This window comes from Lampropedia puyangensis (assembly GCF_004833285.1).
GTDB classification, from domain to species: domain Bacteria; phylum Pseudomonadota; class Gammaproteobacteria; order Burkholderiales; family Burkholderiaceae_C; genus Lampropedia; species Lampropedia puyangensis.
Genome location: NZ_STFG01000022.1, coordinates 13,974 through 29,213, shown reverse-complemented (window position 1 = coordinate 29,213; position 15,240 = coordinate 13,974). Strand labels below are relative to the sequence as shown.

The 15,240-nt window shown below is 57.8% G+C and carries 11 protein-coding genes; 4 read left to right on the top strand and 7 right to left on the bottom strand.

Annotated elements, in window-relative coordinates; all coding sequences use genetic code 11:
- Positions 1-40 precede the first annotated feature (40 nt).
- The 3 genes from E9531_RS14780 to yjgA all read right to left on the bottom strand — a co-directional run bounded on the left by E9531_RS14780 (position 41) and on the right by yjgA (position 2,342).
- Positions 41-502, bottom strand: a complete 462-nt coding sequence (locus E9531_RS14780) for an HD domain-containing protein (RefSeq protein WP_136574541.1) — start codon at positions 500-502, stop codon at positions 41-43.
- 45 nt (positions 503-547) lie between these two features.
- On the bottom strand, positions 548-1,600 hold the full coding sequence (locus tag E9531_RS14775) for an NAD(P)-dependent alcohol dehydrogenase (protein WP_136574540.1): 1,053 nt from the start codon (positions 1,598-1,600) through the stop codon (positions 548-550).
- 73 nt (positions 1,601-1,673) lie between these two features.
- A complete protein-coding gene (yjgA, locus tag E9531_RS14770; protein ID WP_136574539.1) occupies positions 1,674-2,342 on the bottom strand; it encodes a ribosome biogenesis factor YjgA in 669 nt (222 codons plus the stop codon).
- 81 nt (positions 2,343-2,423) lie between these two features.
- Here yjgA and pmbA point away from each other — a divergent pair, with 81 nt between their 5' ends.
- Together pmbA and E9531_RS14760 are read left to right on the top strand one after the other, a co-directional pair.
- Complete coding sequence (gene pmbA, locus E9531_RS14765; protein ID WP_136574538.1) at positions 2,424-3,848, top strand: metalloprotease PmbA; 1,425 nt, start codon at positions 2,424-2,426, stop codon at positions 3,846-3,848.
- Between the two features lie 150 nt (positions 3,849-3,998).
- On the top strand, positions 3,999-4,919 hold the full coding sequence (locus E9531_RS14760; protein WP_136574537.1) for a DMT family transporter: 921 nt from the start codon (positions 3,999-4,001) through the stop codon (positions 4,917-4,919).
- A 47-nt stretch (positions 4,920-4,966) separates the two neighbouring features.
- On the opposite strand, the gene E9531_RS14755 is transcribed toward E9531_RS14760, so the two are convergent.
- The 4 genes from E9531_RS14755 to E9531_RS14740 form a co-directional block, all read right to left on the bottom strand.
- Entirely contained in the window at positions 4,967-6,502 is a 1,536-nt protein-coding gene (locus tag E9531_RS14755; protein WP_136574536.1) for an efflux transporter outer membrane subunit, read from the bottom strand.
- A gap of 18 nt (positions 6,503-6,520) precedes the next feature.
- Positions 6,521-8,569 (bottom strand): MacB family efflux pump subunit, encoded by a 2,049-nt coding sequence (locus tag E9531_RS14750; protein ID WP_244610141.1) that lies wholly within the window; start codon positions 8,567-8,569, stop codon positions 6,521-6,523.
- A gap of 11 nt (positions 8,570-8,580) precedes the next feature.
- The gene (locus E9531_RS14745; protein WP_136574535.1) at positions 8,581-9,795 is read right to left on the bottom strand and encodes an efflux RND transporter periplasmic adaptor subunit; all 1,215 of its coding nucleotides are present in this window, start codon (positions 9,793-9,795) and stop codon (positions 8,581-8,583) included.
- 400 nt (positions 9,796-10,195) lie between these two features.
- Complete coding sequence (locus E9531_RS14740; protein WP_136574534.1) at positions 10,196-12,793, bottom strand: Ig-like domain-containing protein; 2,598 nt, start codon at positions 12,791-12,793, stop codon at positions 10,196-10,198.
- 352 nt (positions 12,794-13,145) lie between these two features.
- Between E9531_RS14740 and E9531_RS14735 the strand changes: the two genes are divergently transcribed.
- Together E9531_RS14735 and E9531_RS14730 are read left to right on the top strand one after the other, a co-directional pair.
- Positions 13,146-14,072 carry a LysR family transcriptional regulator gene (locus E9531_RS14735; RefSeq protein WP_136574533.1) on the top strand — a complete coding sequence of 309 codons (927 nt, stop codon included), beginning with the start codon at positions 13,146-13,148 and terminating at the stop codon, positions 14,070-14,072.
- A gap of 208 nt (positions 14,073-14,280) precedes the next feature.
- Positions 14,281-15,231, top strand: a complete 951-nt coding sequence (locus tag E9531_RS14730) for an isopenicillin N synthase family dioxygenase (RefSeq protein ID WP_136574532.1) — start codon at positions 14,281-14,283, stop codon at positions 15,229-15,231.
- The last annotated feature ends 9 nt before the right edge of the window (positions 15,232-15,240 follow it).

The window sequence follows — 15,240 nt, the reverse complement described above, 5'->3', positions numbered from 1 at the left end:
GTTTTGTGGGCACTGGACATGGCTTTTCACCGCCTTTCAATCACACGCATGGGGCTGACTGCCCATCCAAATAGGCCAGTGCCGTTTGGTACTCCTGCATGCGCAAAGCATCGTCTGCTGAAGGGCAAGGAATACGCGAGAGGTCCATGTTGTCCAAAATGTCAGCCCTTTTAACGGCACGCGCAATGGGGTGCGCTGCTGCCCGTTTGGTGGCCGACAGTCGGGACTCATGCGCGGGACGGGTCAAGACTTGCACGGCTTGCACCACCTCTGCGGGAATGCCATGCGCCAGCAAGTCGGCCGCACTCAGACTGGTTTGCTCCAGCGTATCGTGCAGCACTGCCGCCATGCGTTGCTCCTGCGTGGCCGGTTTGGCAAGCAACGACATCACCCTCAACGGATGCAGGATGTAAGGGGAGCCGTCGTCATCAAGCTGGCCCGCATGGGCCTGCACGGCCAGCGCAATGGCCCGCTCAAGCACACTGAGGGAATTGAACGCCATGTCCATCCTGCCAACTACTGCTTAGGGGGAGCCTCCAGCGTGCGCTTACGCACGCGGCAAAGTCGCCATGTCAATCACAAAACGGTATTTCACATCACTTTTGAGCATGCGCGCATAGGCCGTGTTGATCTCAGGCATGGCAATCAACTCGATGTCGGCGGTGATGCCTTTTTCCGCACAAAAATCCAGCATTTCCTGGGTTTGCGCAATACCGCCAATCAGCGAACCTGCCAGACGCTTGCGGCGTGTGGTCAGTTGGGTGGCCCGAATGCTGGGTTGGTTGTCTTCAGGAATGCCTAACAACACCAAGGTGCCATCGCGCCGCAACAACGACAGCAACGCATTGAGGTCATGCTGCGCGGCCACTGTATCCAAAATGAAGTCAAACTGGTTAGATGCGGCTCTCATCTGCACTTTGTCAGTAGAGATCAGTACCCTGGAGGCGCCCAACCGGGCGGCATCTGCAGCTTTTCCGGGGGAGGTGGTAATCAGCGTGACCTCCGCGCCCAGCGCAGCAGCCAGCTTCACCCCCATATGTCCCAAACCGCCCAAGCCCACGACCCCCACTTTCGTGCCAGGCCCCACGCCCCATTCACGCAAAGGCGACCAAGTCGTGATGCCCGCACAGAGCAGGGGCGCAGCAGCCGCAAGGTCTAGTCCAGCCGGTATACGCAAGGCGTACGCTTCGTCCACCACCATTTGGCTGGCATAACCACCACGGGTGGTTTCGCCCGTTTTCGGATGCTTGCTGTCATAGGTCCACACAGCAGCGCTGCAAAACTGCTGCACGCCTTCAGCGCAATCGGCACACGTGCGGCAAGAATCGACCAAACACCCCACGCCAACATGGTCGCCAACAGCAAAGCGACTGACTTTAGCGCCCACCTCCACGACCCGGCCTACGGCTTCATGGCCGGGCACCAGCGGGTAACTGCTTGCACCCCATTCGTTGCGGGCAGCATGCAGGTCGGAATGGCACACCCCACAGAACAGCACTTCAAAGCGCACGTCATAATCGCCCAACTCGCGGACATCAAACGTAAAAGGTGCAAGATCGCTCTGAGCAGATTGGGCAGCGTAGGCGTACGTTTTCAACATGTGCAGATCCTTTGAGTACAAGCCAAGTGAGAAAGTCAACGCGCTACTGGCCTAGGGCGTGCGCGTTTTCTGGTTAATCCAGACGTTCGAAATCGTCGCGGTGTTGCTGCAGATCTTCGGCTTGTTCTGCCTGAAGACGACGCGCCCGCTGAATCCATTGGAACAACTCGCGATAGGCCTTGCCTTTGCGCTGCGCCAAACCTTGTGAAACTTCAGTAGCAGTCGCCTCGGGTGCATCTTTGCGGGCTTGACGAATGAGGGTGCGCATCTGCTGCACATCATCCGAAGGATGCGCCTGCAACCATTCGGTCAGCGCGTCGTCGTCTGCAATGAGGCGATCGCGCCATTGCTCGGCCTGGTGCAGCGCCATTTTCTCCTCAGCACTGCCATTGCGCTGAATTTCCAGTGCAGCACGAATGGCTTCAATCTCTTCTTCATCCAGACGACGCATCAATTTGCCGATGTACTGCATCTGGCGGCGACGGCCTTCAAAATTGCTGATGCGCTTGCACTCGGCCAGGGCTTCGACCAAATTCGCTGGCAGCTCCAGTTTGGCAAACAGGTCCGAGCGCAAGCCAAGCAGGGCTTCACCCAAGTCTTGCAGCTCGTCGCTTTCACGTTTTTTATCAGCCCGGCTGACATCGCGGCCTTTGAGCTCAATTTTCAGTTGCTGGTCTTCTTCGCTGCCTGCCGTGACAAAACGGCCGCGAACAAAGTACCCTTTAGTGGATTTTCTAGACATAGTGATCGTGTGGATGGCGGCAGGGTTAGCTGGCATTGCGCCGGTGGGTGTGCACGCCATCCAAGTATCATACCGGCCATCATGAAACCAGACGTTCAAAATTCCCCGCGCAAGCGCGCAAAAAATACCGCAAAAGCGCCCGCTGCAGCGCCTTTCAATGCGTTTTCTTTTACCAAAGAGCAATTCCAGGCGTTGGCCCACCAGGCACTGGCACATGCAAAAAAATTGGGGGCCTCAGATGCCGCCTCTGAAGTCTCTGAAGGCAGCGGCTTGTCCGTCAGTGTGCGCAAAGGTGAGCTGGAAACCGTAGAGCGCAACCGCGACAAGTCTTTGGGCGTGACCGTGTTCGTCGGCCAACGCCGAGGTAACGCCAGCACGTCGGATTTTTCCGATGAGGCCATTGCCAAGACCGTGCAAGCAGCCTACGACATTGCCCGCTATACCGCAGAAGACCCCCACGCCGGCTTAGCCGATGCACAAGACATTGCCACGCCCGGTACCCACCTGGATTTGGACCTGTACCACCCGTGGGCCATCAACAGCGAAGACGCTGCAGCGCTGGCCTTACGTGCAGAAGCAGCCGCCATGGCCACCAGCCGCCGCATCAGCAACAGCGAAGGCGCCAGCGTTTCAGCCCAGCACAGCCACTTCTACGCGGCCTATACCAATGGGTTTGAGGGTGGCTACGCCAGCTCACGCCACAGCCTGTCAGTCGCCCCGATTGCAGGCAAAGGTGCGAATATGCAGCGCGACTACTGGTACACCTCCATGCGCGATGCGCAGCGTCTGGCAGCGCCCGAAATCGTAGGCCGTTACGCAGCCGAGCGCGCCCTCTCGCGTCTCAATGGCCGCCGTATCGCAACCCGCCAATGCCCGGTGCTGTTTGAATCGCCCCTGGCTGCAGGGCTGATGGGCTCTTTCACACACGCCATCAATGGCGGCGCGCTATACCGCCAGAGCAGTTTCCTGATGGACTCGCTGGGCCAGCAAGTCTTTCCCGAACACATCGAAATCGAGGAAAACCCCTTCATTCTGGGCGGCAAAGGCAGCTCTCCATTTGACTCTGAAGGCGTACGCGTGGCACCACGCAAACTGGTACGCGATGGCCGTGTACAAGGTTATTTGCTTTCCAGCTACACCGCACGCAAGCTGGGCATGCGCACCACAGGCAATGCAGGAGGCTCGCACAACTTGACGCTCAGCTCCAAGCGCACCCAATCGGGCGACAACCTGGATGTGATGCTGCAGAAATTGGGCACCGGCCTGTTCGTCACCGAACTGATGGGCCAGGGCGTCAATGGTGTCACGGGCGATTACTCACGCGGCGCCAGCGGGTTCTGGGTTGAAAATGGCCGCATCGCCTTCCCAGTAGAAGAAATCACCATTGCTGGTAACTTGAAAGACATGTTCATGGGCATTGAAGCAGTGGGAGCAGACACCTACAACTATGGCGCCAAAACAACCGGTTCGATCCTGATCAACCGCATGACCATCGCGGGCGGCTAACCCGCTGCCCCTGCCTGCCACTGCGCGATGCGCATGCGCATGCGGTGTCATGTGCATCGCGCCTACACAGACACCAAACAGGCCAATGCCGCCGCAGACCACGCCAGAACCTAGTCTTGGCGCGCTTTAAGTTTTGACCGCCTTTTTGCCATGACCTCTCCCTCATCAAACGCCGCATCCCCTGCTGCATCCCCCATGTCACCGGGCCTGCTTTTGGTCTTGGCACTGCCGCCCTTGTTCTGGGCAGGCAACTTCATCGTAGGGCGGGCAATGAGTGGCACCATGCCCCCGATTGCCCTGTCGTTTTTGCGCTGGGTCATCGCTTTGCTGTGCCTGCTGCCCTTTGCCTGGCGCACCGTGCTGCGCGAAAAAGCTCTGTACTGGCGTAATCGCTGGCGTATTGTGGGCGTTTCCATCGTCGGCGTCGCGGCATTCAACACCTTGGTGTACACGGGCTTGCAAAGCACTACCGCCACCAATGGAATCTTGCTCAATTCCTTTATTCCGATATTGATCGTGCTGCTCGGCGCCTTGTTGTACCGCCAGCGTTTAGCGGTGATACAAGCCATAGGGCTGGCCTTATCTTTTGCAGGGGTGCTCACCATCATCACCCATGGAGAATGGGCGCGCGTGGCCAGTTTTGCATTTGGTCAAGGAGACCTGATCATCTTCTCTGCCATGGTGTGCTGGGCCGTCTATACCTTGTGGCTTCGTGCCATCCCGGCAGACATCAACCGCCTGGGGCTGCTGGTGGTACAGATGGCCTTGGCCATTGTGGCCTTACTGCCACTGTACTTGTGGGAAGCCAGTTCTGGCGCAAAACCGGTCTGGACGTGGCAATCAGCGAGCGCGTTGCTGTACATCGGTATTTTCCCCTCCGTGCTGGCCTACCTGTTCTACAACTGGGGCGTAGCCCGTGCAGGCGCAGCGCGGGCAGGCTTGTTCATACACCTCATGCCGGTTTTCGGCACCCTGCTATCCGTGGCCGTTCTGGGTGAACAACTGCATCTCTACCATGCCGTGGGCATGCTGTGCATTGTGGGCGGGCTGCTGCTATCGAGTCGCAAATAAAAAAAGTGTGGGGTGCCACACCGCGCAGCAGCGCCTGCCTGAGTACATCATGCTGGGTGCGATGCGATCGTTAACGCCTCTACCGCCGGCACATCTGGTGCTGGCAATACGGCATCGCCCCCCAAAGCCTTGTAAAGCGTCAGTTGGTTAGACAGCTGGTTAAAACGGTTGGCGGACAGGGCTAATTGCGCGCTACGGCGCGCTTCCTGCGCATCCAGCCACGCTTTCAGGGCAGTGGCACCTGTACGGTAGCGCACTTCATTGAGTGCCTGCACTTTATCTGCCGCATCGAGTTGCTGCTGTAACCACTGCCGTTGCTGGGCCAGTTGCTGGCGGGTTCCAAGCGCATCTTCTACTTCTTGCAACGCTGTAAGCAAGGTTTTCTCAAAGCCATTCAAGGCGGCCTCATAAGTCGCTTTGGAAGCGGCATTGTTCAAACGCATTTCTGTTTGGCGCAAGAACGGCAGCGCCAAACTGGCCCCCAAACTGCCCACCGGGTTAGACAGCCACTGCCCCAAAGAATTGCTAGAACTGCCAAGCCCTGCGGTCAAGCTGAAGGTGGGGTAGTAACTCGCGCGGGTCGCATCGCCGTCTGCCAGCGTAGCGCGCAAGCGGGCTTCAGCAGCCTGCACATCAGGCCTGCGTGCCAGCACAACAGCCGGCACGCCCGCTGGAATGTCCGGTACGTCGGCAACGGGCAAGGCTTGGGGTTCTTGCGCCAGCATTTGTGGCCATGTTGCATCCGTCGGGGGCAGCTTCAACAACACCGCCAATGCGTTGCGTGTGCTGGCATGCGACTGGCGCAACTGCGCCAATGCCGCTTCTTGACTGGCAATGCTGCGGCGTGCCTCTTGCAATTCCAGCCCAGAAACACTGCCTGCGTCGTACTGCGCCTGCACCAATTTCTGCGTTTCGCGAACATACGCCAGACTTTGCTGCGCATTGGCAATCTGCTCATTCTGGTAAGCCAGTTGCCAGTACAACGTGGCCACACTGGCAACCAAAGCCACTGCAGTGCTTTGTACATCTTGCTCACTGGCAGCCACGCGCCATGCCGCGGCATCGCTTTGACTGGACAAGCGGCCCCATAAATCCAGTTCATAACTGACATTCAGGCCCACCGAATAACTCCGGTTGGTACTGCCGCCACCATCAAGATTGCGGCTGGCATTGGTAGAGGCGCTGGCGCCTACCGAGGGGGTTTGCCGGTCTTGCGAAAGCCCCAAAGCCAATTGGGCTTGCCGCAAATTCCACGCCGCGGCGACCAAATCACTGTTGCGGGCCAACGCCTGCTCAATCAGTTGATTGAGGATGTCATCGCCAAACTGGTGCCACCAGGCCTCTTGCAGCACAACGGCAGACTGGGGCGGCAAAACGCGCTCCCCTTCCCCTGCCTGGCCTGCAACGCTCGCACTCCATTGGTTGGGAACGGCCACGCTATGGCCAGGCTGATACGGCGTTTTCAAATTGCTGCAGCCAGCCAGCAATGCCAGACACAGCAACGCACACACGGTTCGGGCACGGTGTGAAGGCCCACGCGCGATCGAAGTCGCAACTGAGGAAGAAGAGGAAAAGGTGGACATGTGAAACAACTCAAAAAATCAATCGCGTGAAAGCGCATCAATCGGGTTCAGCCGCGCGGCACTGCGTGCAGGCAGGTAGCCAAAAACGATGCCGATCAGGGAAGAGCAGACAAAAGCGGTCACCATCGACTGCGCAGAAAAGACCAATCGGAAGTCTTTACTGAAATGCGCAAACACCTCGCCAAACGCCAAGGCACAGCCAATACCAATCAAGCCGCCCAATACACACACGAGCACAGCCTCAATCAAGAATTGCTGCTGAATATCGCCTTGGCGCGCGCCCACGGCCATGCGCACGCCAATCTCACTGGTGCGCTCAGTGACAGACACCAGCATGATGTTCATCACACCAATACCGCCCACGACCAGCGAAATCACCGCAATCGATGCAATCAGCAGCGTCATGGTGCGTGTGGTGTTTTCAATGGTCTGACGAATGGTGTCAGAGTTCATCAAAAAGAAATCCTCACGCCCATGGCGCTGCGTCAGCAGTTGCGTAATGCCTGCTTCTGCTGCTTGCGAGGAAGCACTGTCGCTCACCCGCACTGTGATGGTGCTGAGGTAGTTCTGCCCTGAAATGCGGCTCATCACCATGGTGTAGGGCACATACACAGTCACGCTACCGCTGTTGAGCCCAAACGAGGCCGCTTGGGCCTGCAGCACGCCAATCACTTGCACAGGAACTTTGCCCAAAAACAGCACTTGGCCAATCGGGTCGGTATTGTCTGGGAAAAAAGTTTTGCGGGCGTTGTCATCAATCACGGCCACTTGCCTGCGCTCATGCACGGCATCTTGTTCAAACAGGCTGCCTTCATCGAGCTTCATGCCACGCACCTGGAAGAACTGCTCCCCCACGCCCTGGATTTGGCCTGACGACTCCACATTGCCAAAACGAATCGTGGCCGAGCTGCTCACGCTGGGCGTGACACTGTCCACATAGCTTTGCTGCGCCAGCACATCCGCATCCGAGGCGACCAGCGAACGGATGCGACCAGCCGTGCGGTCACCAAAACCAGTTCCAGGTCGAATGTCGATGGTGTTGGTGCCAATGGATGAAATGTTCTCCAGAACGGCGCGCCGTGACCCTTCCCCCAGCGCCACCACCGAGACAACCGAAGCAATCCCAATGATGATGCCCAACATGGTCAAAAAGGTCCGCAGCCGGTGTGCATTCATGGCCAGTAAAGCCATGTTGAACGCTTCCAGGAAACGATCGAATGCGGCAGCAAAACCATTGCGCGATGGTGGTTGAGCGCGTGTTCTTCCATGCAATTGCGCAGCGGCAATGCCCTGCTCTGGCGCCGTTGCAAGCGCTGTGGCAGAGAGGCGCTGATCCGCTGAAGCTGCGATATCAACAGGCGCTGCATTGGCCCTGTCGCTGATGATCTCTCCATCACGAATTTCAATGATGCGCTGGGCATGCTCGGCAATGTGCATGTCGTGCGTGACCAGAATGATGGTGTGCCCCTCGGCATGCAATTCGGCCAGAATTTTCATGACCTCAACACCGGAGGCAGAATCCAACGCCCCGGTGGGCTCATCAGCCAAAATGACCTGCCCACCATTCATCAATGCACGAGCAATCGACACCCGTTGCTGTTGCCCGCCCGAGAGTTTTCCGGGCGTGTGCCCAGTACGCTCGCCCAAGCCCAAGCGGCCCAGCAGTGCCAAAGAGCGGCTATCGCGCTCGGCCGTTGGCGTGCCCGCATAAATGGCAGGCACTTGCACGTTGCCCTGCGCCGTCAGGTCTGACAGCAAGTGGTAACGCTGAAAAATGAAACCAAAATATTCACGCCGCAATTGCGCCAACTCATCGGGCTCAAGTTGCCCTGTCTCGCGGCCATGTACTTGGTAACTGCCACTGGTAGGCTGGTCTAGGCACCCCAGAATATTCATCAAGGTGGACTTGCCCGAGCCCGACTGGCCTACAATGGCCACCATCTCCCCAGCTTGTATATCCAGGTTGATGTCCTTGAGCACCGCAATCGTGCCCTCCCCAGCGGGGAACTCCCGGCGCAGATTGCGCAGTGACAGCAGCGCTTGCCCTGCCTTGATGGTTTCAGTCACAACCGGCCTCCTTACATGCGCATGCCTGGGCCACCCGGGCCTGGCCGTGCGCCTGGCGTGCGCGCAGCAGAGGCACCACTGGAGTCCGAAATCACCACACGGTCGCCTTCACTCAAACCACTCATGACTTGCGCCGTGATGTTGTTGTTAATGCCCACCTCAACCCGTGTTGGCGTGACTTTGCCATCTGGCCCCACCACTCGCACCATGTAGTTGCCATCAGGCCCTTTACGCCCCAAAGCACTGGCAGGAACAGTCAGTACATCTTTGGCTGCGCCTTGCACGATGTAAACCTGTGCCGTCATGGAAATACGCAAACTATGGTCCGGGTTGGGAACGTCGAACAACCCGTTGTAGTAAATCGCCGTGGAAGTGCTGTTGGCATTGGTGCTGCTGGCCGTACTGGTACTGCTGATGGATTCAGGTGCTGGCTCAATACTGCGCAACGTCGCGTCATAGCGCTTGTCCGGCTCCCCCAGAATGGTGAAATACACAGGCTGGCCGGGTTTGACGCGGGTGACATCGGCCTCCGAAATCTCAGCCTTAATGGTCATCGTATCGAGCTGCGCCAAAATGATGATGGTCGGCGCCGACTGGTTGGCATTCACGGTTTGGCCTTCCTTGGTCACAATCGCCACCACCTGCCCATCCATGGGTGCCACGATGCGGGTATAGCCCAGATTGAGCTGGGCGGTATCTTGGGCAATCTCCGCTTGGGCAATACGCGCCTTCTGGGACTGGATGCTGGCCTGGGCCACTTTGTAAGACTGTTCTGCTGCCTCAAACTCTGCGCGGGAAGAAGCATCGGCTGCACGCAGCTGCTTTTGCCGCTCGTAATTGGCTTTGACCTGAGCCAGTGTCGCTTGCTGCGAAGCCAGCTCTGCCTTAGCCGTTGTCAGCGCAGCTTCGGCGTTGCGCAGTGCATTTTGTTGCGTCAGTGAGTCGATCTCTGCAATCAAATCCCCGGCCTTGACGTTTTGCCCCAACTCCACCGCCAAATGCTTGACCTGGCCTGAAACCTGTGCTCCCACACTCACCTGCTGAAATGCTTCTAACTTGCCCGAAGCCAGAACGCTTTTCTCCACATTGCCACGCACCACCGCCGCCGTAGCGTAAGTTGGCGCCGTATTAGGGGTGAACCACTGTTGTTTGGCATAGTAAGCCCCTCCTCCCAAAGCCAACAGAACCAGCACTGTCAGCCACCATCGTTTTGTTTTTTGCCGCATGGGTCTCTCTTTGATCGATAACAAAAAGTAAGTAAGAGCGTCAAGAACGTCTAAAAGTTCTTTTCTGAACGGCATTGTGCCAAGCCACTCGCTACTGGCTTGTGCGCTGGGTGGTAAATAGTGTGTAAAGGCCCGCAGCCTTTGGGCAAGCTGCGGGATATTGTGCGCATATGGGCTGAAATCCTTGCGTCCACACGGCTCGGTAGCGCTACTCAGCAAGGCTGATCAGGCACATCAGCAAGACATACTTTTGGGTATACCCTAAAGTGCAGCACTCACGAAGGCTTGCTGCAATATGGCCTATGCCGTGAACATCGCCATTAACGCACAGTGGCTGAACGGACAATAATGCGCCCTCAAAGCCTTTCGCTGCCCGCCACTGCGCAACACCGTTGCGGGTTTAGCCTTGCTGGGCGCGACGTATTCTGCGCAAGGCGAGCAGGGAAAGCGACAAAACCAGCAATGCCTGCGCAGGGGCAGACCCCAAGGGTACTGGCGCAATCTCAACATTGGCAGCCGCAATCAAAATCTGGTCGGTCGCCGCAACGCTGTTGAGCAGCAGCAAGGCACTATTGCCCGCTTCATCCTGCAGGGTTGCGCCATTGGCCACTAAGCTGGTGCCCAGCGTGATGCCGTCGGTATCGCGCTGGCCATTGACCACCGTCATGCGAAAGACCAACGCGCTAGAACTTGAGCCATTGATGTACTCGGCATAAACCGTGCCACCAGTGTCCAGCGTCACCGCAATACGCGGTATGCCGCCCGTGGTATCGACCACTATGTTTTCGCTGAAGTGGACGGTGAAGTCGAGGCTTTCCCCGGCCTTATAAGTGCCATCGACCGGCACGCTCACGCTAGTGACCACCGGCGCCACGCCATCCACCACGATATTGCTGCGCCCGCCGAGGGAATCGGCGCCGCCCACGGTCGGCAGGGTCAAGACCGCGAGGTCGCTGGCGTTGTTGCTGATCACCGCGCCGTTCATTTGCAGTGCCGCAGTGCTCTGAAAGTCCAGGTCGGCGCTGATATCTCCGGCTTGCACGGTGTACTTGAACACCAGGGTGTTACTGCCGCTGCCGTCGACATAGACCGCCTCGCGATCGACCAGCCCGGTCTCCAGCAGCAGACTCGGAGTGCCGCCAGCGGTATCGACGTTGACCACTTGGTCCCAGGTCATGCTGATCAGCACCTCGTCGCCGATCTTCACGGTACGGTCCAGCCCCTGGGCAGAAACACTGGTGACCACCGGATTCGCCGGAACCACAGTAATGAGGATCAGGTCGAAATCGGTCTTGGCACCACCGCTGCCGGAGTTGCCGTTGTCGTTGGTCTGGATGCTCATCTGAGCATTTCCGAGGAAGCCGGTGGTCGGCTTGAACGTCAGGCTCTGCAGCGTGGTATTGAGATCAGCCAGGGTACCCTGCATGCGGATGGAGGTGTCGTCGACGCCATCGCCGGTCAGGAAGCTCACGCCGCCGGCAGCGGTCAGCGACATGGTGCCGTTCACCGAGTTCAGGATCACGATCACGTTGCTGCTGCCGGCATCCGGATCGCTGACCGAAATGGCGTTGCCTTTCAGGGTGTTGAACGCCAGGACCTCGTTCTGCTTGGTGGTCTGGGCACCCGGCACGCTGACCACCGGCGCATCGTTCACCGCCTGTACCTGTAGGGTCATGGTGGTGGTGGCGTCGGACACGCTGCCGGTATTGACGTTGATGGTCAGCGTCACATCGCCGCTGGCGTTGGCCGCCGGGTTGTAGAGCAGGTGGTCGTTGGCGATGAAGGCGTTGATGTCGGTCAGGATGCCGGTCAGGGTCAGCGCCTTCGACGTACCGCCCACGGTCACACCATTGAAACTCATGGCGCTGAGGTTGCCACTGCCGACCGAGAAGATAACCGTGCCCTGGGTGGAGTCGACATCGTGGAAGCTGATCTGGTTGATTGGCGCCGGTGTGTCTTCCTTGACCGGCAGCGAGGCCTCGGCGCTGATGGTTGGTGCACGGTCGACCGCAATGACGTGGAAAGTCATGGTACCCACATTTGCGGACGAGGCTGTGCCATCACTGACACTCCAGGTAAAGAAGGCGTAAGGCGACCCACTGGCATTTTCGAGTGGCCTAAAGGTGAGCTTGACAATATTGGCGACACTGACAACCGCACCATTGCCCAGCAAGGTGTCGCCTGAGTCGTATACGCCATTGCCATTGGCATCGATAAACAGACGTCCTGCATTGGGCGCCTCGACGATGGTGATGGATTGCAGCGTATCCCCACTATCCACATCCTTGAAACCAAAATCCGAGGCGGAAAAGCGCAGCGCCGTATCCTCACTAAGGTATCTGTTTACTGATGTCTGTTCAATGACCGGTGCGTCGTTGACCGGGACCACCGTCACCGCGCTGCTGATGCTGGTGGATACCGTGTTATCGCTGCTGCCGGAGTCGGTCAGTTGGGTCAGGGTGACGGTGCGCGTGGCGCTGCCCGGATCATCGCTGCTGTTGCCATAGGTCATACCAGAGAGCAGGCTGCTCATTTCGGCATTGCTCAGCGTCGCCCCGCTGAGGGTGATGCTCGCCATCCCGCCACTCAGGCTGACGCTTGCCGTGCCATAGCCGCTGCCCAGCGAGACGCTGTTGCCGTTGATCAGCGCAATGTTCACGCCGTGAATGGTCAGATATTCGCTGCTTCCTGCCACGTTGCTGACGGTAAATTGCGCGCCCGTGAAGGCCTGCCCGCTGTCGTTGGTATTTGCGGCTACGTTGCTGAACAGGGTTACCGCAGCGCCGTTCTCGGTAAAGGTCGGGTTGGTCGCGGTGAGGGTGACCACCGGTGCGTCTTTGCTCAGGTCCTCCCAAAGCGTTGGGTAAATGGTCTGCGGCGCAGCATTAAAGCCAGAATTGGAGACGCCGGTATCGGCAGAGGCAGAGGAGCTGCTAATGTGTATGGGGAGTGGATTGGCAACAGCCTGTATCGCTACAGCCATCGCCAATGCGGCCATGGATGCCCAACGCATGCTTCGCATGCAAGCCATAGTTTGAGTAAGCCGCGAGACGGTCAATGCGCGCATTGGTAACCCCAATAACAAAATGTTATTTTAATGTGAATATGTTGCGCCTCGCGACTCAACCTGAGGCTATTTCAACGCACTGGAAAGCAACCAATAAGCTTCATACCCATTCACCTTTGAGTGGGCACAAGCCAGTTTCTAATGCGCCGCTCTAAGATACAAACGCGTAAAACGTTGTCACGACCTCACCTCCTGGACACAAGTTCCTGCAGCAGGATGGCTGCGCCACCGCAATGCATCAGCGTGCGAATGCACTTGGCACAGTCAATGCTCTACAAAGGGCATGCACATCCATTCCCGCTCTATTGTTTACTTCGACATGATTCGCCGCTGCGGCTCCATTCGCGAGGCTGCGCGACGCTTGCATGTATCGTCTTCGGCAGTGAACCGGCAGCTTTTGCAGCTTGAAGGCGAGCTCAACGCCGCCTTGTTCGACCGTCTGCCCACAGGCTTGCAATTGACCGTGGCAGGAGAAGCTTTCTCACGCCATGTGCTGACCGTGCTGCAAGACCAGAATCGCTTGCTATCTGAGCTGGAGTTGCTACGGGGCGTGCACCGTGGCGCCATCGCCATCGCTGCGGTTGAAGGGCTGAATGCAGACATTTTGCCCGCCGTACTTGCCCAAATGCGCCAGCGCTACCCAGGTATTACATTGCGCGTGCTCACCTGCGGATCTGACGAAGTCGTGCGCGCCTTGATCGCAGGGGATGCCGATGTGGGCATTGGCTTTGCCATTCAACGCCACGACCATATCCGCCAATGCGCGGTTCGGCATTTTGGATTGGGGGCCGTTGTCCCCGGCGGGCATCCGCTGGCACCATCGCAACGCGTGAGCTTTGCAGACTGCGCCCAGTATCCACTGATTTTGCCTACGCAGGCACTGTCCATCTGGGCCCTGCTGCAACCAGCTATTCAACACTACAAAGGCCGCATGCATGTGTGCATGGAGGTCTCCTCTGTGGAGTTGGGCAAGCGTTTGGCCTCACAAGGCGTAGGGATTTTCTTCCAAAGCCGTATTGGAATCGAAACAGAAATCGCGGAAGGCGCTTTGGCCCATATTCCACTGGATGCACCACAAGCGACCTTTTCGGAGCTGGGGGTGTATGTGCGTGCAGGCCGCTCGCTGCCACCTGCGGTCGATGCATTCCTGCAAATCACCTTGCGCGCCATCGAAACCTACCCTCCTGTGGCGGGCTCCTCCACCCTTTAAAAAAAACGCACCAAAAAGAGGCATGCCAGTGCCTATGCACCGATACGGTTCATCCATTTTGGTGAGCGATTTTTGGCATCACCCAGTTCGAAAAACGATGCTATTCAATGCACCAACGCCTTTCTACACTGCCTTCACCACGGTCATTGACGCCCCGCTCTCACACCCCATCACCTCCCCTTAGCCCACTCATACAAGGTTTTCCGTTATGTCTGCCGCACTCCCCATCATCGACATTGGCCCTTTGCGCACCGGGGACGTCGCAGCGCAAAGAGGCGTTGCCCAGCAACTGGGGCAAGCCTGTCAGGAACGCGGCTTCTTCTATGTGGTCAACCATGGGGTGGATTCGGCCTTGATTGAATCGGTTTTTGCTTGCAGCCGCGCTTTCTTTTCCCAAGAGGATGCCGCCAAAAACGCACTCGACAAACGCCATTCAATGTGCAATCGAGGCTACGAACCACTGCGCGCACAAACGCTGGAAGCTGGGGCTGCCCCTGATCTGAAAGAGAGCTTCTACATCGGAGCGGAAGTACCGGCAGACGATCCCCGCGTATTGGCCAAACGGTTCAATACGGGCCCTAACCAATGGCCAGAACAGCCAACGCAGTTTCGCACCGTCATGCAGGCGTATTACACGCAAGCTTATGCGTTAGGCGCACGCCTAATACGCGCTTTTGGCCTTTCCTTAGGGGTCGAAGACGATTACTTTGATGCGTATCTGCACGAAGCCGCTGCCACTTTGCGCCTGCTGCACTACCCACCTCAGCCAGTACAGCCTGCCGAACGTGAACAGGGCTGTGGCGCGCATACCGACTTTGGTGGTTTGACTTTGTTGCTGCAAGACCAAGCCGGTGGCTTGCAGGTATGGGATACCTTGCACAACAACTGGATGGATGCGCCTCCCGTGGATGGCGCCTATGTGGTCAACATCGGCGACTTGATGGCCCGCTGGACGAATGACCACTATGTCTCCACCCTGCACCGCGTCATCAACCGTTCAGGCGGGCAGCGCTATTCGGTGCCGTTTTTCTTCACAGGCAACCCTTTGCATGAAATCCGCTGCATTCCAAGCTGCCTGACAAAAGGCCAACAGCCCAAGTACCCCACCGTCACGGTTGAGCAGCACCAAATCGCCTGCTACCAACGCACCTACGGATAAGGCCAGAGG

Bases quoted from the DNA above. Each gene is read 5' to 3' on its own strand.
- yjgA (WP_136574539.1), bottom strand. From the start codon at position 2,342: ATGTCTAGAAAATCCACTAAAGGGTACTTTGTTCGCGGCCGTTTTGTC.
- E9531_RS14740 (WP_136574534.1), bottom strand. From the start codon at position 12,793: ATGGCCGCATTGGCGATGGCTGTAGCGATACAGGCTGTTGCCAATCCA.
- E9531_RS14735 (WP_136574533.1), top strand. From the start codon at position 13,146: ATGCACATCCATTCCCGCTCTATTGTTTACTTCGACATGATTCGCCGC.
- pmbA (WP_136574538.1), top strand. From the start codon at position 2,424: ATGAAACCAGACGTTCAAAATTCCCCGCGCAAGCGCGCAAAAAATACC.
- E9531_RS14755 (WP_136574536.1), bottom strand. From the start codon at position 6,502: ATGTCCACCTTTTCCTCTTCTTCCTCAGTTGCGACTTCGATCGCGCGT.
- E9531_RS14730 (WP_136574532.1), top strand. From the start codon at position 14,281: ATGTCTGCCGCACTCCCCATCATCGACATTGGCCCTTTGCGCACCGGG.
- E9531_RS14745 (WP_136574535.1), bottom strand. From the start codon at position 9,795: ATGCGGCAAAAAACAAAACGATGGTGGCTGACAGTGCTGGTTCTGTTG.
- E9531_RS14780 (WP_136574541.1), bottom strand. From the start codon at position 502: ATGGCGTTCAATTCCCTCAGTGTGCTTGAGCGGGCCATTGCGCTGGCC.
- E9531_RS14760 (WP_136574537.1), top strand. From the start codon at position 3,999: ATGACCTCTCCCTCATCAAACGCCGCATCCCCTGCTGCATCCCCCATG.
- E9531_RS14775 (WP_136574540.1), bottom strand. From the start codon at position 1,600: ATGTTGAAAACGTACGCCTACGCTGCCCAATCTGCTCAGAGCGATCTT.